The organism is Candidatus Sulfotelmatobacter sp. (assembly GCA_035498555.1).
Taxonomy (GTDB): domain Bacteria; phylum Eisenbacteria; class RBG-16-71-46; order RBG-16-71-46; family RBG-16-71-46; genus DATKAB01.
Map to the genome: position 1 here is coordinate 13,538 of DATKAB010000009.1, position 18,723 is coordinate 32,260.

General features: G+C 67.3%; 14 protein-coding genes. 7 read left to right on the forward strand and 7 right to left on the reverse strand.

Features of this window, described 5'->3' with window-relative positions; all coding sequences use genetic code 11:
* The first annotated feature begins 62 nt into the window (after window positions 1-62).
* The gene (locus VMJ70_01260; GenBank protein HTO89734.1) at window positions 63-671 is read left to right on the forward strand and encodes a tetratricopeptide repeat protein; all 609 of its coding nucleotides are present in this window, start codon (window positions 63-65) and stop codon (window positions 669-671) included.
* A gap of 222 nt (window positions 672-893) precedes the next feature.
* Here VMJ70_01260 and VMJ70_01265 read toward each other — a convergent pair whose 3' ends face one another.
* Window positions 894-1,628, reverse strand: a complete 735-nt coding sequence (locus VMJ70_01265; protein HTO89735.1) for a YceI family protein — start codon at window positions 1,626-1,628, stop codon at window positions 894-896.
* A 210-nt stretch (window positions 1,629-1,838) separates the two neighbouring features.
* Between VMJ70_01265 and VMJ70_01270 the strand changes: the two genes are divergently transcribed.
* Complete coding sequence (locus VMJ70_01270) at window positions 1,839-2,852, forward strand: putative zinc-binding metallopeptidase (GenBank protein ID HTO89736.1); 1,014 nt, start codon at window positions 1,839-1,841, stop codon at window positions 2,850-2,852.
* A gap of 57 nt (window positions 2,853-2,909) precedes the next feature.
* Window positions 2,910-3,935: an ATP-grasp domain-containing protein gene (locus VMJ70_01275; protein HTO89737.1), complete on the forward strand. Its 1,026-nt coding sequence runs from the start codon at window positions 2,910-2,912 to the stop codon at window positions 3,933-3,935.
* A gap of 37 nt (window positions 3,936-3,972) precedes the next feature.
* Here the strand turns inward: VMJ70_01275 and VMJ70_01280 are convergent, their stop codons facing one another.
* Together VMJ70_01280 and VMJ70_01285 are read right to left on the reverse strand one after the other, a co-directional pair.
* The gene (locus VMJ70_01280) at window positions 3,973-4,254 is read right to left on the reverse strand and encodes a protealysin inhibitor emfourin (GenBank protein HTO89738.1); all 282 of its coding nucleotides are present in this window, start codon (window positions 4,252-4,254) and stop codon (window positions 3,973-3,975) included.
* Complete coding sequence (locus VMJ70_01285) at window positions 4,255-5,346, reverse strand: M4 family metallopeptidase (protein HTO89739.1); 1,092 nt, start codon at window positions 5,344-5,346, stop codon at window positions 4,255-4,257. It abuts the gene before it with no gap.
* A gap of 275 nt (window positions 5,347-5,621) precedes the next feature.
* Between VMJ70_01285 and VMJ70_01290 the strand changes: the two genes are divergently transcribed.
* From VMJ70_01290 to pruA, 3 genes are read left to right on the forward strand one after another with little or no spacing between them, the layout of a single operon-like run.
* On the forward strand, window positions 5,622-7,709 hold the full coding sequence (locus VMJ70_01290) for a hypothetical protein (GenBank protein ID HTO89740.1): 2,088 nt from the start codon (window positions 5,622-5,624) through the stop codon (window positions 7,707-7,709).
* 23 nt (window positions 7,710-7,732) lie between these two features.
* The gene (locus VMJ70_01295; GenBank protein HTO89741.1) at window positions 7,733-11,098 is read left to right on the forward strand and encodes a choice-of-anchor D domain-containing protein; all 3,366 of its coding nucleotides are present in this window, start codon (window positions 7,733-7,735) and stop codon (window positions 11,096-11,098) included.
* 19 nt (window positions 11,099-11,117) lie between these two features.
* On the forward strand, window positions 11,118-12,725 hold the full coding sequence (gene pruA / locus VMJ70_01300; protein HTO89742.1) for an L-glutamate gamma-semialdehyde dehydrogenase: 1,608 nt from the start codon (window positions 11,118-11,120) through the stop codon (window positions 12,723-12,725).
* A 78-nt stretch (window positions 12,726-12,803) separates the two neighbouring features.
* Here the strand turns inward: pruA and VMJ70_01305 are convergent, their stop codons facing one another.
* From VMJ70_01305 to ligA, 4 genes are read right to left on the reverse strand one after another with little or no spacing between them, the layout of a single operon-like run.
* A complete protein-coding gene (locus VMJ70_01305) occupies window positions 12,804-13,547 on the reverse strand; it encodes a hypothetical protein (GenBank protein ID HTO89743.1) in 744 nt (247 codons plus the stop codon).
* Complete coding sequence (locus VMJ70_01310) at window positions 13,544-14,041, reverse strand: hypothetical protein (protein HTO89744.1); 498 nt, start codon at window positions 14,039-14,041, stop codon at window positions 13,544-13,546. The genes VMJ70_01305 and VMJ70_01310 overlap by 4 nt, the downstream gene beginning before the upstream one ends.
* Window positions 14,038-16,020 (reverse strand): DNA polymerase/3'-5' exonuclease PolX, encoded by a 1,983-nt coding sequence (polX, locus tag VMJ70_01315; GenBank protein ID HTO89745.1) that lies wholly within the window; start codon window positions 16,018-16,020, stop codon window positions 14,038-14,040. Before polX ends, VMJ70_01310 begins: the two co-directional genes overlap by 4 nt.
* Window positions 16,021-16,054: 34 nt before the next feature.
* Entirely contained in the window at window positions 16,055-18,085 is a 2,031-nt protein-coding gene (gene ligA / locus VMJ70_01320; protein HTO89746.1) for an NAD-dependent DNA ligase LigA, read from the reverse strand.
* Window positions 18,086-18,306: 221 nt separating this feature from the next.
* Between ligA and VMJ70_01325 the strand changes: the two genes are divergently transcribed.
* A complete protein-coding gene (locus VMJ70_01325; protein ID HTO89747.1) occupies window positions 18,307-18,711 on the forward strand; it encodes a hypothetical protein in 405 nt (134 codons plus the stop codon).
* The last annotated feature ends 12 nt before the right edge of the window (window positions 18,712-18,723 follow it).

The following is an 18,723-nucleotide window of genomic DNA, read 5'->3' on the forward strand; positions in this document are numbered from 1 at the left end:
ATGCCGATCGGGCAGACTGGCCTCGTCCCCATTCGGACCCCTAGCCCTCGGAGAGTCACCCGATGAAGAGCGTTCGTTCGCTGTTCCTGGCAGTCCTGGGAGTCGCCATCGCCTCCGCCGCGTTCGCGTCGTTCGGCGGCGGGAGCAAGCCGTCGCCGCCACCGCCCACCTCGAGCGGCGACAACGAGAGTTCGACCTCGGCGCAGAGCAGCCAGCGCCAGGAGGCCGAGAAGTGGTACGGCGACGCCTACAACGACGTTCAGAAGGGCAAGGAGTCCGAGCAGAAGAACAAGGCGAACGACGCCGAGAAGCATTACAAACGGGCGCTCGATCGCGGCCAGCACGCCGTCGAGCTGGACTCCATGTACCACGAGGCTTGGAACCTGATCGGTTTCACCTCGCGCAAACTCAAGAACTACGACGGCTCGATCGCCGCCTATCAGCGCTGCCTGCGCATCAAGCCCGACTTCGCGCCGGCGCGCGAGTATCTCGGCGAGGCCTATCTCGAGATGGGCCGGATCGACGACGCCAAGAAACAGCTCGCGATGCTCGATCCGCTCGAAGCGCCCGAGGAGGCGCGCACGCTCAACACGGCGATTCAGTCTTACGAAACCGCGCATCCCTCGGCGACCGCGTCGGCGTCGTCGAGCGATTCGACCAAGGCCAGGTAGCCTGCATCGGCAGAAGGCAAAGGCCCCCGGAGCGCGGCTCCGGGGGCCTCTTCATTTCGGTTGTGCGGCGAAGACTGTTGACGGGGGCTCTGAGGCCGCTAAGTCATTGAAATTTCGCGTTCGGGGTGTCCGAAGTAGGCCTGATCGAGAGGCATCAACAGTCTTCGCTGCACAACCCTTTTCATCGCCGCCGGCGCACGCCGGCGCCGGGCCGCAGATGACCTACTTCCCGCCGCCGCCCTTCGGCGCCGGCTGCTTGCCGGTGGGCTTCGGCGACTCCGACGGCTTCGAGGTGTCGGAGGGCTTCACCTCCATCGGCTTCGGGCCCGGCATCGAGCCCGCTTCGATGTTGAGCGTGATCGTCACGTCGTCGCCGAGCATGGTGCCGCCCTGATCCAGCGTCTTGTTCCAGTTGATCCCGTAGTCCTGGCGATTGATGGTCGCGGTAGCGTCGAACCCGGCCCGCGTGCCCATCGCATTGCCGGCGATGCCGACCGCGCCCATGCCCAGGAACGTCACGTCGAGCGTCACCGGCTTCTCGACGCCGTGCATCGAGAGTGTGCCCTCGACCTTCAAGTGATCGCCGGGATTGAGCGCGGTCTTGTCGGCATCCAGAACCACCTTGGTGCTCTTGAAGGTCAGCGTCGGGTACTTGTCGACCTCGAAGAAATTGGGGCTGCGCAGATCGGCGTCACGGCGATCGTTTTCGGTGGTGATGCTGGAGGCCTGAATCGTCACGTCGACCGACGATGCCGCGGGATTCCTGGCATCGAACTCGATCGCACCCTGGAAGTCCTTGAAGCGCCCGTTCACCTTGGAGAAGAAGTGCCGGATGCTGAAGCCGACATTGGTGTGGTTGGGATCGATGCGGAACGTTTCGGTCGCGGCCGAGGCGGCCGAGGCGGCGATCGCCGCCGCGAACAGGGTCAGCGCGGACATGCGTAACCAAGACTTCATGGCGCAACCTCCAGGTCGGAAGACGGAGCGGCTCTCGGCGGATGGCGCAGGCTTCGATGCGAGCGGTACGCGAAGCATACTCCTGCGCCGGGGTCATTTTGCGCAGGCTTGACGCGGGTTGAGCGGGGCCGGCGCCGGGAGCCGCTTTCACCGAGGCCAACCGGCGGCTTCGCTTGTGGCGCCGATCGGCGCTGGCTAGCATCGCCGGCCGTGCCCGCCTTCGAATCCACCTCCGCCGACGTCCGCGAGCTGCTCGGCAAGCGCATCAGCCAGCTGGGGCTCAGGATCGAGGGCTCGCCGGTCGAGCGCTTCGTGAACCAGCTCTACCGCGAGCTGGAGCGCAAGGGCCTCCACAAGTTCCGCCCGGTCTGCTACCTGACCGACGAGTGGGGCTGCCCCGACGGGCACCCGGTGATCGGCATTCCGTTCTACCTCGCAGACCCCAAACTCGCGCGGCTCGAGCGCGAGATGAACGACCTCGAGGACGATCGCGAGATCATGATGTACCTGCGCCACGAGGCCGGTCACGCGTTCAACTACGCGTATCACCTGTACGCGACGCCGGCGTGGCGCCGGCTGTTCGGCCCGTTCAATCGGCGTTATCGCGACCACTATCGCCCGGTGCCGTTCAGCCGCAAGCACGTGCGGCACATCGCCGGCTGGTACGCGCAAAAGCATCCCGACGAAGACTTTGCCGAGACCTTCGCGGTGTGGCTGACGCCTCGCTCCAACTGGCGCGCGCGCTACAAAGGTTGGCCCGCACTCGCGAAGCTGCGCTATGTTGAGCGGGTCGCCAGAATCGTGGGCGATCGGGATCCACTGGTGCCGAGGGGCGATTTCGACATCACTGTCGAGGACATGCGGCTCACGGTCGAGGAGTTCTACCGGCGTGAGGCGCGGCAGAATGGCCGCGGAGTGAACGTCGCGCTCGAATCCGATCTCGCCGCCATGTTCGTGCCCCGCGGGCGGCGGCGAAAGGGCATTCGCCCGGCCTGGGAGCTGGTCGAGGAGAATCGGCTGGCGCTGACCGACAAGGTCACCTACTGGACCGGAGTGCAGCGCCCGGTGGTGCGGGCGCTGGTCGAGCGCATCGCGAGGACGTGTCGCGAGAAGGAGCTCTACGCAGAAATGGGTCGCGAGCCGCAGCTGCTGGTCGAGCTGACGGCGTTCGCCACCACGCTGGCGATGAATTACTTGACGCGCGGAAAGTTCGTGATCAGTTAGAGTGTGCTTGGCTGCGCCGGGGAAGGGAATCCCGGGGTCGCAACGGCGAGGATCGCCATGGCGAAATTGCGCATCGGTGTCCTGTACGACTTCTGGTGGGATGAGGACGAGGAGCGCACGCCCGGCGCGCGCCCCAAGCGCAAGCCGCCCGACGAAGACGTGCAGGAAGTCTACGAGGCGCTGAAGAAGGTCGGGCACAACCCGGTCTTTCTACGGCTCGACGGCACCGCCGAGAGCCTGGTCGAGCTGGCCCAGTCCGAATCCGACCTGATCTTCAACCTGGTTGAGTCGTTCGGCGGCGACGACAGCCACGACAGCCGTGTGGCCGGCTACCTCGAGCTGCTGAATCGCAAGTTCACCGGCAGCGGTGCCCACGGGCTGTACCTCGCGCAGGACAAGGCACTCGCCAAGAAGATCTTCGCCTTCCACGGTATTCACACGCCCTATTTCGCCACCGTCTATCGCGGGCGCACCGAGCACTCGCACGACATCCAGTTCCCGGTGATCGTGAAGCCGGCGCGCGAGGACGGCTCGATCGGCATTCAGTTCGGCGCGGTGTGCGGCTCGATCAAGGAGCTGATGGATCGCATCGACTACATCCACGCCGAGTTCGATTCGCCGGCGCTGATCGAGGAATACATCGAGGGGCGCGAGTTGTACGTCGCGGTGCTCGGCAACGAAAAACCCGAGGCCCTGCCGATCGTCGAGCTGGATCTGTCGAAGCTGCCCAAGGGCACGCCCAAGATCGCCGGCAGCGAGGTGAAGTGGGAAGAGGATACCGAGGCCTACAAGAAGACCAAGGCCTTCCTGCCCGAGGATCTCGACGAGGGGCTGGCGGCGCGCATCCAGGACGTGGCCGTGCAGGCCTATCAGGCCCTGCAGCTGCGCGACTACGGTCGCATCGACTTTCGCCTGGCGTCCGACGAAACCCTGCACGTGCTCGAGGTCAATCCGAACCCCTATCTGCTGCCGAGCGCGGAGTTCTCGATGGCGGCGAAGAAGTCGGGGCGAAGCTACGCCGATCTCATTGGCGAGATCGCCGACCTGGCGATGGCGCGGTACTCGAACGGGGGAGCCGGGTAGATCGGCCGGTGCCTCTGGCGAGCGGGCCTGCGCGTCGCTACTGGATCGCGACCTTCGCGATCCCGGCCAGCTCATCCGGCATCGCGTCCTCGGAAACGTCGAAGCTCCGCTCGCCCTGATCGTCGATCAGCGTGACCTTGTAGCGAAACGGATGGATCGGGCTCGCCTGGCTCGCCGAAGCCGCCGCCCCTTCGGGCGACGGCTTCAGCAGCCGATCGAGCGCAGCGCGTTGCTCGGCGGTCAGGTCCTGCAAGTCCCGCTCGCCGCTCGCGGGCACGCCCGCGAATCCGCCCTTGCGCTCGATCCGGATCCTGCTCATCTAGGCGACGTGCGCCCCCAGTGGAAGCTGCACCTGATCCCACGCATCGTGGGCCTTGTTGGCCAGCGTGGCGCCGCCGGTCGAGTCGGCTGCCTCGATCGTGAGCTGGGCGAAGTCCACGAACGTCGCATTGCTGTGCAGCCGCCTGTCCGTGCAGGCCTTGTACCACACCTTGATCGGCGAATCCCAAGCGTTTCCGCCCACCGACCGCGCGAACAGCGCGTACGCCTTGTTGGGAATGCCGCTGTTGTCGTGCACGTCGGCCGTCGGATCGAAATGGTCGTACGAGTCGGGTTGCGGCGACAGGCAGTGCGAGGCCTTGGGATCGACCATGTCACGCAGGCAGGCCTTGTTCGCCTGCTTGGCCCGCGGGCCCATGATGCCGGCGCCGATCAGCCAGCCATCGGCCCTGCTCACCGGCCACTGGTTGAGCCACTGGTTGAACGTGGCGCCGAACACGTCGCTGATGCTCTCGTTCAACGCCCCCGACTCGCCCTCGTACTGCAGTCCGCTCTCGTACTGCGTTACGCCGTGCGTCAGCTCGTGGCCGATCACGTCGGGCGAGTTGTAGAACTCGATGAAGACGGTGCCGTCGCCGTCGCCGTACACCATCTGCTGCCCGTTCCAGAACGCGTTGTCGAAGTTCTGGCGATAGTGAACGCTCGACACCAGGTCCATGCCGTCGCCGTCCACCGAGTTGCGGCTGAAGACGGTCTCGTAGAAATCGGCGACCTTGCCGGTGGTCTTGAAGACGGTCGAAGCCGCTGGATCGTTCGAGACGCCGGGATCGGGGATCGCCATGCCCGGCAGGGACGAACGATTCTTGCAATCGAACAACAGATCCTGCGGTGCGAGCTTCGGACGCAGCTCGAAGTCCGGGGATCCGATGCCGCCCCGATGCATCAGCGTCGCGACGCGTCCCGCCTCGCGAATCACGCGCAGCCGCGTGGTTTCGACCAGCGTGTCGCGTAAGTGACCGCGGACCTTCTTGTCCACCGTGGTGTCGTTGGCCCAGGTGCGCAGCACCTTCAGCGGAACGATGAAGCAGTGAGGACAGCTGCCGTGCGTGTGCCGGTGTTCGCGACCAGACATTGGATACCTCCTCGCTTCCTCCGGCTCGGAGTCGGCCGAACCAGATTGCGTCTGAAGCACGCGGGGGCGGGATACAACCGGACGGGGTTCCGGTTCGTGGATCTCGAGCCGAGCTGGAATGCTTCGGCGCCGCCGAGAGATCTCGTGCACGAGAATCTATGGCGGCGATTCTGTGCCCACAAGGATATTCATGCGCCATTGCGGCAACTCGGATCGTCCGACTGGGCCGGTTCGCCCGGCGCTCCGCAGCGCCTGGTTGGAGCTACAATTCCCTGATGCTGCGCTCCCGCCTCGCGCTCACGGCGATCGCCGCCCTCGCCCTCGGCGCCGCGTCTGTGCCAGCCGCGCCCCGCCCGAAGCTGCCGCCGATCGTGCTGGTCTCGCGCCGGCCGATCCCGGGCCACCCCGAGCGGGTCCCGGGCCTTGGGCCCTACGCGCGCACCGCGGCGCCCGGGGGCCGGCTGCTGGTGCTGGAGCCGGGCGGCGCGATCCGGAATCTGCTTCCCGACGGCCGCTTCTTCGACGTCAGCGACCCCTGCGTCTCATGGGACGCGAGGCGCATCGTGTTCGCGGCCACCGTGGCGCCGGACAGCGGCTGGCGCATCTGGTCGGTGGGAGCGAACGGCCGCCAATTGCGGCAACTCACGCGCAGCGATCGCGCGATCGACCTCTCGGGCTATGGGGCCGCGCGCGAGCGGCTCGAGCGCTATGACGACTTCGATCCGATCTGGCTTCCGAACGGGCAGGTGTGCTTCGCGAGCACGCGATTCCCGATGTTGTCGCAATCCAGCGACCTTCCGGTCTCCAATCTGTGGACGGTGAACGCCGACGGCGCTCACGCGACGCGTCTCACCTCCGAGCGCAACGGCGCCGAGGAGCCGAGCGTGGATCCCAACACCGGCCGCATCGTCTACGCGCGCTGGTGGTTCAACCGCTGGCTGCCGTCCGAGCGGGAATCGAGCGGCATCACGTTGGACCGTGCCGCGGCGGTTCCCGCCGACACCGTCAATCTCTGGCAGGCGATCAGCATCCTGCCGAACGCCGAAGGGATGAAGCTCGCGGGCGGAGATCCGCGCACGCGCCCGACCACCATGGCGTACCAGCCCCTGGTGCTGAAGGGCGGGACGATGGTGGGCGTATGGACGACGCCGCTCTCGCTGGGCGCCCCCGCATCCGGCGATGCCGGATCCGGGCGGCCGGGGATCCAGATCTTCCCGGGCGGGTTCAGTGCGCCGATTCGCGTCGGAGGCGGCGGGAGTGATACCGGCGGGTGCGCGCCGGCAGCACTTCCCGATGGGCGATTGCTGGTCTCGCTCGATCCGACAGGCCGGGGCGACTACGGCCTGTGGGTGATGCGCGCGGACGGCCGCTCGCCCAAGCGACTGCTCGACCTGCCCGGGACGCTCGAGCTCGACGCCGCGGCGCTGGTGGCGCGCCCGCGTCCGCCGCGCGCGAGCGCGCCGCGCCAGGTGCCGCCCGATTCGTTGCCGATCGCCGATCCCGCGCGGCTCACCGACCTGATCCACACGTTCCGCTTCGATTGTCTCAACGTGTTCGCCAACGCTGCGCTCGACGCTCCGTTCCCGAGCGCCGTGCCGATGCAGCGCGACGTGCGCATCCGCTTCTACGCCACTCTCGCCCGCCCGCGCGAGCCGGGCGGCGATACCGCGGTGCTGGTGCGCGAGGCGAAGGTGACGCCCTCGGGCGGCGTCCACGAGACCGACATGCCGGGCGACGTCCCGATGTTCGAGCAGCTGGTGGACGCCCAGGGCCACGTGCTGCGATCGGCCATGGGGCCGGCCCACGTCGCCGGCTCGAACTTCGCACCCATCACCTCGGGCACCAAGTGCGTGGGCTGCCACGTCGGTCACTCGGCGATCTTCGTGCCCATCACCTACACCAATGCCACCTGGATCAACGCCTCGCCGTCCGCCGAGGCGACTGCCTCGAGCAGCGCGCCCGCGACCGCCGGGGCGGCCGGGGCGGTGGACCGGCGCACCCGCGGACCGGCCGCCGAGGTCGGCTGGATCGCGGACGGGGGAGCCGGGGAAAGGCTCCATCTTCGGTGGAGATGGCCCATTGAAGTGCGCGAGATGGTCCTATACCCTTTGCATTCGAATCCGCAGGAAGGCACGGATTTGCAGGTTCTCGAGGCGGAACTGGTCTTCAGTCGGAACGGTCGCGAAGTGTTCCGCACCACGCTGAGCGGGCCGCTCCCCGCCGCTGGCGCGCATGCAAAATGCAACGATGTTGAGGTCGACGCCGCGGATATCATTATGAGTCGCCTCGCGGGCCGGGTTCTCGGCCGGGAGGTCGCGGGGCTCGCCGAAGTCGAAACCATCGCCAGGCTGGTCGAGAAGTAGTCCCCATCGCCCGGAGCTGCCGCATGAATCTCCGCCAACTCGCGCTGCGCATCTCGTGGGCCGTGCTGGCCCTGTGCTTCGCCCGGCCCGCGCACGCCGGATTCCTGAACGGCGTGTTCTCTCGTGACGGCGTGGACGTCATCGCGGTCGGCGACAGCGGCATGATCTATCGCTCGGTGGACGGCGGCGTGCGCTGGGCCAAGAGCTATCAGGGAAGCACGCCGCTCCGTGCGGTGGCGGGTCAGGGGCTGACCCTGCTGATCGTCGGCGACGGCGGCAAGATCCTGCGCAGCACCGACGCGGGCGGCACCTGGACCACGTTCACCGCCAGCGGCAGTCCCAATCTGCTCGACGTGGCGATGCCGAACAGCTCGACGGCCTACGCGGTGGGCTCGGGCGGCACGGCGCTCAAATCGGTGGACGGCGGCGCATCGTGGTCGCCGCTCGGTTCCGGCACCTCCAACACCATCAATCGCGCGCGGTTCGTGGATGCGACCCACGGCTGGATCGTGGGCAACGGCGGCTTCTCGGCGCGCACTCCCGACGGCGGCGTCACCTGGTCTCCAAGCGGGCCTTCGACGCCCAATTCCCTCTACGCGGTGGATCAGCTCGGCTCGCGCATCTGGATCGCCGGCGCCAACGGCACATGCTGGAAGAGCATCAACGACGGCGCGAGCTGGACGCCGATCAATCTCAAGATCGATTCGCGCTCCGACGTGCGCGCGGTCACCATCCAGAGCGCCGATTCGGTGTTCATCGCCGGCGGCGGCGGCTTCCTCAGGCGCAGCACCGACGACGGCGCCACCTGGACGTTCCTCCAGCACACGCTGATGGGCGAGATCAGCGACATGATGTGGGTCGGCCAGCGCGGGTTCGTGAGCAGCATCCGCTCGCCGGCGGTGATGCACAGCAACGACGGCGGCAACAGCTGGCTGTGGGCGGTGACCACCAACATCAATCAGAACTGGGTGCAGAAGCTGCCGCTTGGCACCGGTCAGATGCGGGGCAGCACCTTCGCGCTCAACGGCATCTATCGGAACGAGATCTACGCCGCGGTCGGCAACCATTTCTACGAGAGCCGCGACGACGGCGAGACCTGGACGCAGTTCTCGACCCTGCCCAGCACCTACGACCGGGTGAATGCCTTCCTGGTCTCGCCCAAGGACTCGCTGCAGATGGTGTGCACCGCCAACTCGCCGATGGCCCTGCTCTATTCGAACGACGGCGGCGCCAGCTGGACCACCACGCTGTCTCACGCCTTCGGCGAGTACGGCATCCCGCTCGAGATGAACCCCGATCAGCCGGACACCGTCCTGTTCGGCGGCGACAGCGACGCCCTCATTCGCTCCACGAACTTCGGCAAGACCTGGTCCACTTTCGGGAGCACGGTGTTCCGCAGCCCGTGCGATCTCATCGTCGTGCCCGAGTCCGACAGCAACGTGGTGCTGGTCGCGGACGGCATCACCGGGGTCGGCAATGCGAATCTCTGGCGCTCGACCGACGGTGGGGCGCACTTCACCCAGAACTACACCACCACCGGGTCCGAAGTGCCGGGGATGTCCATGTGCCGCCTGCGCAATACCACCGCGTTCGCCACCAATTGGACCAGCGGCGGCGTCGAGCGCACGCAGAATCGGGGACTCCAGTGGACACAGATCGCCACCACCGCGTCGGGCTGGGGCACCGACGTCTGCAAGGAAGATCCCAATCTGGTGCTCTACGGCGTCTACAGCGGGGGCGTGAGCTACCTGTCGTTCGACGGCGGCAACAGTTTCAGCGGGATCTCGCTGGTGGGCTCGAACGAGAGCTTCTACGCGCGTGATCGCAACTGCATTTTCGCGGCGACCGCGGGCGGCGGCGTCTTCAAGCTGATCACCACCTATTCACTCAGCTCGAACGCCATCCAGACCCTGACCGTGAACTCGGCCAACGGCGGCGAGGTCTGGGCGGGCGGCTCGGTGCACAACCTCACCTGGACCGCGTCCAACGTGGTGCTGGCGAAGATCGAATATCGCCGTACGCCGGCGGATTCGTGGCAGCTGGTGGCGACCGTGCCGGGCTATTACGGCAGCTATGCGTGGACCGTGCCCTTCGACGCCACTACCAGCGCCAGCATTCGCGTCAGCGACGCCTGGGACGCGACCCCGAGCGACACCTCCGACGCCCAGTTCACGATCGCCACACCGATGATCTCCACCAGCAAGCCGAGCTTCGACTTCGGCAGCCACCCGATCGGCAGCATCACGCCCGATAGCATGACGGTCACCAACACCGGCACCGGGACGCTGCACATCACGACGATCTCCACCGCGGCGCCCGGCAACTTCCCGACGTCGCCGTTCAACATGACGGTCGCGCCGGGACTGCAGTACTCCGTATACGTGGCCTTCGCGCCGACCGCGGTGCATCCCTACGCCGACACGCTCACGATCGCGAGCGATGCTGCCAATACGCCCAACAGCCGCACGCCGCTGGCCGGCGTCGGCCTCGACACGTTGAGCCTGGCGATGGTGCTGCCGAACGGAGGGGAAGTGTTCCCGTACGGGACCAGCCAGAAACTGGTGTGGACGAGCATGCTGGTGCCGAACGTCGATCTCGACTACCGGGTCGGGCCGACCGCTCCGTGGCTGCCGATCGCCAGCAACGTTCCGGCGGCCGGGCACAGCTACGTCTGGACCGTGCCCAACGCGCCCACCAGCACGGCGCGGGTGCGCATCACGCAGAGCGGTGGCGGCCCCCAGGATCTGAGCGACGCCGATTTCAGCATCGTGGTGCCGCAGTTCGCCTCGTCGCCGATGAGCGAGATGGATTTCGACAAGACCGTGGTCGGCCTGCCGGTGGATGACTCGCTGCGCATCACCAACGCCGGCACCGGACCGCTCAGCATCCTGATGATCTCGAGCAGCCAGCCGCGCTTCGTGCCGCACCGCACCTCGCTGACGATTCCGCCGGGCGGCAGCGACACCGTGGGCGTGACCTTCACGCCGGTCGCGGCCGGGTTCGACACCGCCACCATCACGTTCACCACCAACGATCCCGGCAACCCGCATGCGCTCCGCGCGGTGGGAGTGGCCGGGACTCAGAGCAGCGTGGGCGGGCCGACTCCCACCCAATTCGCCCTGATGCAGAATCAGCCGAATCCTTTCCGCACCACGACCGTCATTAGGTACGGGCTGCCTCGGGATTCGGACGTGTCGCTCGAGCTGTTCAATCTGCAGGGCGAGCGCGTGGCCACGCTGGTGCGCGGATCGCAGTCGGCGGGCAACTACGCGGTCGAGTTCGATCCGTGGCATGCTGCCCACGGCACCGCGCTTTCCACGGGCGTCTACTTCTATCGATTCCGCGCCGGGGAGTTCTCGGCGACCAAGAAGATGCTGTTGATGCGCTGATCCAGCGCCGGAGATCATCGTGAACCCGACTGCGACGTCGAACATCGCCCCGGTCAGCGCCGCGGCGCTGCCGGAGTACGCCCCGACTACCTACCTCGATTTCACCCGGCCCGAGCACAAGTCCGCATTCGAGAAGACGCTGGCCGAGGTGCGCGCGAGCTACGGCACCGAGTATCCGCTGGTGATCGGCGGCGAGCGCGTGAAGGGGGCGAAGACCTTCGACTCGACCAATCCGGCGAGGCCGACCGAAGTGCTGGGCAAGTTCCAGTCGGCGGCCGTCGAGCAGGCGAACCAGGCGGTCGAGAAGGCGCTGGCCGCGTTTCGCTCGTGGAGCCACGTCCGGCCGGCCGAGCGCGCGGCGTATCTGATCGAGGCCGCGCGCCGGATGCGCGAGCGTCGCAATTTCTTTTCGGCGTGGATGGTGCTCGAGATCGGCAAGAGCTGGAACGAGGCCGACGCCGACACCGCCGAAGCCATCGACTTCATGGAGTTCTACGCGCGCGAGATGCTGCGCTACGACGGCCCGCAGCCGGTCACGCAATTGCCCGGCGAGAGGGACGTCATGGTGTACGTGCCGATCGGGGTCGGGGCCGTCATCCCGCCCTGGAACTTCCCGCTCGCCATCACCGTCGGCATGACCACCGCCGCGATCGTGGCCGGCAACACCGTGGTCTTGAAGCCGGCCAGCGAGACGCCCGGGATCGCCTGGCAGTTTTTCGCATTGATGGAAGAGATCGGTCTGCCGCCAGGGGTGATCAACTTCGTCACCGGCAGCGGCGGCGTGGTGGGTGACGCGCTGGTGCGGCACCCAAGAACACGGTTCGTCTCGTTCACCGGCTCGCGCGAGGTGGGGGTGGGCATCAACAAGCTCGCCGCCGACGTCCAGCCCGGGCAGATCTGGCTCAAGCGCGTGGTGGCCGAGATGGGCGGCAAGGATGCGATCATCGTCGACGACGAGGCCGATCTCGACTCCGCGGCGCTCGGCGTGACGCAGAGCGCCTTCGGTTTCCAGGGGCAGAAGTGCTCGGCCTGCTCGCGCGCGATCGTGCTCGATTCGGTGCACGACGCGTTCGTGCCGAAGCTGCTCGCGCAAATCGAGAAGCTGGTGAAGCTCGGCGATCCCGGCACTTCGCCGGGCGTGACGCTCGGCCCCGTGTCGAGCGAGCGCGCCATGAACGGCATCCTCGGCTACATCGAGGCCGGAAAGCGCGAAGGCAAGCTGTTGACCGGCGGCGCGCGCGCCGGAACGACCGGCTGGTTCGTCCAGCCCACCGTGTTCGACGACGTGCAGCCCGGCGCGAAGATCGCGCAGGAAGAGATCTTCGGTCCGGTGCTCGCCATCATTCGCGCCCGCGACTACGACCACGCGCTGCAGATTGCGAACGGCACCGAGTACGGGCTGACCGGCGCGGTGTACACGAAGAATCCCGCCAAGCTGCAGAAGGCGCGCGAGGAGTTCTTCGTCGGCAATCTCTATCTCAACCGCAAGTGCACCGGCGCGATGGTCGGCTGCCATCCGTTCGGCGGTTTCAACATGAGCGGCACCGACTCCAAAGCCGGCGGCCGCGACTACCTGCTGCTCTTCCTGCAGGCCAAGAGCATCGCGGAGAAGATCGGCTCGAGCTGAGAATCCCGCTGGCGGTGTTGCTCAGCCGCTCCTCGCCGCGAAGTAGCCTCGTCTTTCGCCCGCTTGCCATCGGGCTTCTCAGCCCGAGCCTCCTCCGGTCCTGGACGCCTCCAGCCTTCTCGCTCTCACCAAGAATGCGGTGAGCGCGAGGCCGAGCGCGACCGCCAGCAGCAGGTTCCAGAGGGCGAATGAGACCAGCCCGCCGGGCGTCATCACCCAGCCGGGCCGGATCGCCGCGAGCAGGGCGCCCGCGACGCTCAGGGCGCAATTGGTGATGAAGAGAGCGGCTACGGCGCGCTCGAGCGGCGTATCGAAGAACACCGGCGCCGCAAGCCCAGTGGCCAGGCCGAACAGCCCCCAGCCCCACATCTCGATCGCCCAGGCGAGAGACTTGGGATTTGACATCGAAAGCGTCGCGATCACCTGGGAGTTGCGATCGTCGAAGGGCTGAACGAGCGCCGGGATGAAGGTGGACTGGATCGCGTAGTTGAGCGTGATCAGCGCGGCGAAGGCGGCGGTGAAGGCGAGGGCCGCGGAAGTGAGCGCCCGGTGCGCCGGGCCCGCGATCCCGGGGATGCTTGCCATCATCACCACCAGCGAGCCGACCAGCACGATCCCGCCCAGGTAGGGCAGGCTTTGAATCGGATGGTAGTGGCGCGCGAAGATCTCGGCGTCCTGCCACGCCGGTTGCGGGTGCATCGCGCGGACCACGAGCAGCGCCAGCGGGCCCGAGAGCACGACGCCGAGCAACGCGCCGGCCGCGCTCCAGGCGCCGGTGCGGCAGGCGCCCGCCTGCGGGGAAGGAAAGTGGTCGCCCGTCACCTGGCGCGCGCCTGGAGAGTGATGCCGCCTGCGATCATCCCGCACGAGACTAGCACCGGCACCCACACGGGCTGATTCCAGAGCGAACTCGGCGGAATCAGGAACAGGACGTCCCGGTCGGCGAGCGTCCTCGGCCAGCCGATCAGCGCGTGGAGCCCGAGGTAGTAGGTGATGTCCCAGATGCCGAAGCAAGTGAGGAACGCGCCCAGACGCCCCCGCCACGACCTCGCTGCGAGCCAGCCCACCGCGGCCAGCATCACCAGGGTCGCGGCCTCGCGGCCCTGCTCGGTGGGCATCAGCCAGGGCAAGCTTCGAAAGCGCTCCATGACGCCGGCTTCGTCGGGCATCGCCTGCGCGTGCGCGAGCCCGATCACGGCGCGGATGTAGACCACCACCACCGCTTCGAGCCAGCCCATTCCGGCCGCGTAGCCGATCAGCGCCGCGAGCGTCGGGCCGAACGGGCGTTGGGCTCGAGCGGTGGGAGCGACGCTCATCCGCGGCGCTTGGAGGATCCCGAGCGCTTCGCCGCGGGCTTCGAAGACACCCTGGGCGCGACGGTCTTCCGTGCCGTCGCCTTCCCGGCCGGCTTCTTCCCGCTCTTCGCTTCGCTTCGAGCCGGCTTGGGCGACTTCGAGGGCTTCGCGGCCGACTTCCGCCGCCCCTCGGCCTTGACCACGATCACCTCGGGCGATGGTCCGGAGCCATTGCCATCGCCCTCGGCCGCCCGGGGACTGGCGTGCGCCGCCGGCCGGCGGTGGCGCTGCTTTTCGAGCATCGCCGAGAAGTGGCCCCAGTCGCGCGTGTTCCACACGTCCTTCTTCGTGAGTCCCGCGCGGCGCGCCTGGAACACGCCGAAGCGCAGGTTGTCGAGATGCGACACGGCATGGGCGTCGGTATCGATCACGAAGCCGCAGCCCTTCGACCTGGCGAGCCGGGCATTGTTGTCGCTGAGATCGAGCCGTTCCGGCGAGGCGTTGATCTCCATGAGAATGCCGCGCCGCGCGGCCTCCTCACAGGCGCGCTCGACGTCAAAGGGGAGCGGCGGACGCGAGCCGATCAGACGCCCGGTCGGATGCGCGAATGCGTTGACGTACGGATTCGCCAGCGCCTTGAGCACGCGTTCGTTCGCCGCCCTGGGCGCCATCTCCAGGTGGGAGTGAAGCGCGATCAGCACCCAGTCGAGCAGTGCCAGCGTGTCGTCGTCGAGGTCCAGCTCGCCGTCGGCCAGGATGTCCACCTCGAGGCCGTGCAGGATGTGGATCCGCGGGAACTCGCGCCGCGCCGCCGCGATTTCGTTCACCGACTTGCGCACGCGTGCCGCGTCGAAGCCGAACGTCATCGGCAGCGCCTTCGAGTGCTCGGTGATCGCCATGTATTCGTAGCCATGCTCGATCGCGGCCTTGACCATCGACGCGATCGAGTCGCGGCCATCGGTTCGAGTGGTGTGCATGTGGAGATCGGCGCGCATGTCTTCGAGCTCGAGCAGCTCGGGGAGCTGGCCGTAGCGTGCCATTTCGATCTCGCCGTGGGATTCGCGCAGCTCGGGCGGGATCCAGACCGCGCCGAGCGCGCGATAGATGTCCTCCTCGGTGTGCGAGGCCACCACCTTCTCGCCGCGAGTGAGCCCGTATTCGTTGAGGCTCATGCCCTTCTCGATCGCGATCTTTCGCAGCTCGATGTTGTGCTCCTTGCTGCCGGTGAAATAGAGCAGGGCCGCGCCGAACGAGGATTCGGGCACGTGGCGCAGATCCACCTGCAGGCCGTTGCTCAGCCGTACCGACGACTTGGTGTCGCCTTGTCCGAGTACCTCGGTTACGGAGCGATGCGTGACGAACGCCTTCATCACCGCTTCGGCGCTCCCACCGCAGGCCAGCACGTCGAGATCGCCGACCGTTTCCTTCCGGCGGCGGAACGAGCCGGCCACCTCCACTTGCTTCACGCCCTTCACCTGCCGGAGGTGCTCGGCGAGCTCCATCGCCACCGGCCAGGCGGAGGCGAGCATCAGGCGACCGGCCCACTGGCTGGCATTGGCGAGTGATTTCAAGACATTGAGCTCGACCTTCTCGCCGAATCCCGGCAGGTCGCGAAGCTTGCCCGCCCTGGCCGCCTTCTCGAGGCCGGCGCGATCACGGATGCCGAGCACCTCGTGCAGCGTTCCGACGCGCTTGGGGCCGAGCCCGTGGAGCTCGGTCAGCTCCACCAGGCTGATCGGGTACTTCTTCTGGAGGTCGCGGTAGATCTCGGTCGAGCCGGTGGCGGCGAGATCGCGAATCTTCTGCGCCAGGTCCTTGCCGATCCCCGGAAGCTCCTCGAGCGCGCCGGGCGTCTCGGCCAGCGTCGCCATGGATTCGCCGCTCGCGCCGATCACGCGCGCCGCTTCGCGATAGGCGCGCACGCGGAACACGTTGGCGCCCTCCATTTCGAGCATCACCGCGAGCCGCTCGAACACCTTGCTCATCTCGGCGTTGGTCACAATCTCCTCCTCGCGCGGATGCCCGCCCTCGCTCTCACGGCGCGCCGATCTTCTTCAGAAACGCGGTCTCGTCGATCACCTTGATGCCGAGCTTCGAGGCTTCGTCGAGCTTGGAACCAGCGCCCGGCCCGGCCACCACCAGCGTCACTTTCTTGGAGACGCTGCTGGCGACCCGCGCGCCCGCCGCTTCGGCCCGTTTCTGCGCCTCGGGGCGCGACAGAGCCTCGAGCCCGCCGGTGAAGACCACGGTCTCGCCGGCCAGCGGCTGCGGCCCCTTCGGTTTCACCTCGTGCACCGGTTTCACTCCGGCCTTCTTCAGCCGCTCGAGCACCTTGCGATTGCGCGCGCTGGAAAAGAAGTCGTGCACCGAGGTCGCGACTTCGGGGCCGATGCCCTTGATCTCCTGCAGCTCGTCTTCGCTGGCCTCGAGCAGCGGATCGACCGAGCCGTAGTGATCGGCAAGCAGCCGCGCCACGGTGTCGCCGACGTGCTCGATCCCGAGTGCGTAGAGGAAGCGATCGAGGCGCGGGCGCTTGCTGGCCTCGATCGCCGCCATCAGGTTCTCGATCGATTTCTCGGCGAAACCCTCGAGCGAGGCCAGATCGATCGGCGTCAGCGCATAGAGGTCGGCGAGGTCCTTCACCAGCCCACGCGCGATCATCTGCTGCACGGTCTTGGCGCCGAGCCCGGTAATGTCCATGGCCCCGCGCGAGGTGAAATGGATGATGTGGCCCTCGAGCTGCGCGAGACACGACAGGCCGTTGGTGCAGACGTGGTAGGCACCCTCGCGCTCGACCTTGCCGCCGCAGACCGGGCACCTGCCGGGGAGCTGGAACGGCGAGGTGCCGCGCGGGCGCTTCTCCTTGATGACCTCGACCACCTCGGGAATCACGTCGCCGGCGCGCCGGATGCGCACGGTGTCGCCGATCCGGATGTCCTTGCGGTCCAGCTCGTCCTGATTGTGCAACGTGGCGCGGCTCACGGTGACCCCCGAGACGTCGACCGGCTGGAGCTGCGCCACCGGCGTCAACTTTCCGGTGCGGCCGACCTGAACGATGATGTCGAGGATCTTCGTGATCTCGACGCGCGGCGGGAACTTGAACGCCACCGCCCAGCGCGGGCTGCGCGAGCGCATGCCCAGCGCCTCCTGCCAGTCGCGCCGGTCCACCTTGATCACCACGCCATCGATCTCGTAGTCGAGCCCGTCGCGCCTTTCGCCCATGCGATCGTGGAACGCCAGGGCGTCGCGAATCCCCTTGCACACCTTGATCTCGCGCTCGATGTGGAAGCCCCAGCCACGCAGCGCGGCGATCATGTCCTGCTGGCTCTCGAGCTCCACGTGCTCAGCCTCGATCACCTCGTAGGCATAGAAGTCGAGCTTGCGCGAAGCGGTGAGCGAGGGATCGAGCTGGCGCACCGTGCCGGCCGCGGCGCTACGCGCGGCCGCGAAGGGCTCGTCATTGGCCTGGATCAGGCGCTGGTTGAGCGCCGCGAAGGCGGGCAGCGGCATGATGGCTTCCCCACGGATCGCCACCCGGCCGCGGTGGCCGCCTTTCGGCCCGTCGTCGCCCAGCCGCAGCGGCACCGCGCGAATCGTGCGCACGTTCTCGGTGACGTCTTCGCCTACCTCGCCGTCGCCGCGCGTCGAGGCGCGAACCAGCACCCCGTCCTGGTAAATCAGCTCGATGGAGAGTCCGTCGAACTTGGGTTCGGCCACGTAGGTGACCGCGCTGGCCGGCAGCTCATCGTCGCCGCCCATCGCCTTGCGCACCCGTGTGTCGAACTCCAGCACCTCGTCTTCGCTCATCAGCGAATCGAGCGACAGCATCGGCTTCACGTGCGACACCTTCTGGAAGCCTTTGCGAAGTCCGCCACCGACGCGCTGAGTGGGGGAGTCCGGGAGGCGGTACTGCGGGTACTCTTCTTCGAGCGCCTTCAGCTCGCGCATCAACTTGTCGTAGACCGCATCCGAAATGCTGGGCCTGTCTTCGACGAAGTAGCGGCGGTCGTGCTCGGCGATTTCGCGGGAGAGCTGCTCGATGCGCTTGCGGGCGGTCGCGGTCATGGCGCTCCCGCCGGATCGACGCCGAAATGGGAGAAGACGACTTCATCTCCGGGCCCAACCTGCCGAAGACAGAGAAGAGCCCGCGCGCTCTTCAAGCGTCCCGACGTCGCGCCCTTGTGGTGTGCGAGGTCGGCGTAGGATGATGATGTCGGCTCGGTCTCGAACGGCAAGGCTGGCACGCGCGAAGGTTAGTCACCGCCACACGGAGGTGCAACCACACCATGCGATTTCCCGAAATGGCTCGCGAAGCGATCCTGCGACATGTGCCCGAGGCCCGCACCGAGGCGGCCGAGTGGGGCCGGGCGCCGGGACTGGTGTGGGTGCGCTGGCAGCGCGCGGACGGCAAGCACGTTTCGATCGGATTGCGACGCCATCTCGACTGGGTGACCGGCGAGATCGGCATGTCGCCCGACCCGGTCGCACACGACGCCCTGCCGCTCGAGCTGGGCGAGAGCTTCGAGAAGGCTGCGTTCCGCATCCGACTCGGCGTGCTGCTGCACGAAGAAGACCGCTGGTGGCCGGTGGGCGAGACCACGCGCGAGATCCGCGAGCACCTGGAAGGCCTGGTGCTTCAGCTGCGCGTGCGCGCCGAGACCCTCGGCACCAAGGTGGCCGCGAAGAAGTAGTTGCGCCGTTCC

What these genes read in the sequence shown, in the direction of transcription:
- VMJ70_01290 (HTO89740.1), top strand. Translation starts at nt 5,622, where the DNA reads ATGCTGCGCTCCCGCCTCGCGCTCACGGCGATCGCCGCCCTCGCCCTC.
- VMJ70_01285 (HTO89739.1), bottom strand. Translation starts at nt 5,346, where the DNA reads ATGTCTGGTCGCGAACACCGGCACACGCACGGCAGCTGTCCTCACTGC.
- VMJ70_01295 (HTO89741.1), top strand. Translation starts at nt 7,733, where the DNA reads ATGAATCTCCGCCAACTCGCGCTGCGCATCTCGTGGGCCGTGCTGGCC.
- VMJ70_01310 (HTO89744.1), bottom strand. Translation starts at nt 14,041, where the DNA reads ATGAGCGTCGCTCCCACCGCTCGAGCCCAACGCCCGTTCGGCCCGACG.
- VMJ70_01275 (HTO89737.1), top strand. Translation starts at nt 2,910, where the DNA reads ATGGCGAAATTGCGCATCGGTGTCCTGTACGACTTCTGGTGGGATGAG.
- VMJ70_01325 (HTO89747.1), top strand. Translation starts at nt 18,307, where the DNA reads ATGCGATTTCCCGAAATGGCTCGCGAAGCGATCCTGCGACATGTGCCC.
- VMJ70_01280 (HTO89738.1), bottom strand. Translation starts at nt 4,254, where the DNA reads ATGAGCAGGATCCGGATCGAGCGCAAGGGCGGATTCGCGGGCGTGCCC.
- ligA (HTO89746.1), bottom strand. Translation starts at nt 18,085, where the DNA reads ATGACCGCGACCGCCCGCAAGCGCATCGAGCAGCTCTCCCGCGAAATC.
- VMJ70_01260 (HTO89734.1), top strand. Translation starts at nt 63, where the DNA reads ATGAAGAGCGTTCGTTCGCTGTTCCTGGCAGTCCTGGGAGTCGCCATC.
- VMJ70_01265 (HTO89735.1), bottom strand. Translation starts at nt 1,628, where the DNA reads ATGAAGTCTTGGTTACGCATGTCCGCGCTGACCCTGTTCGCGGCGGCG.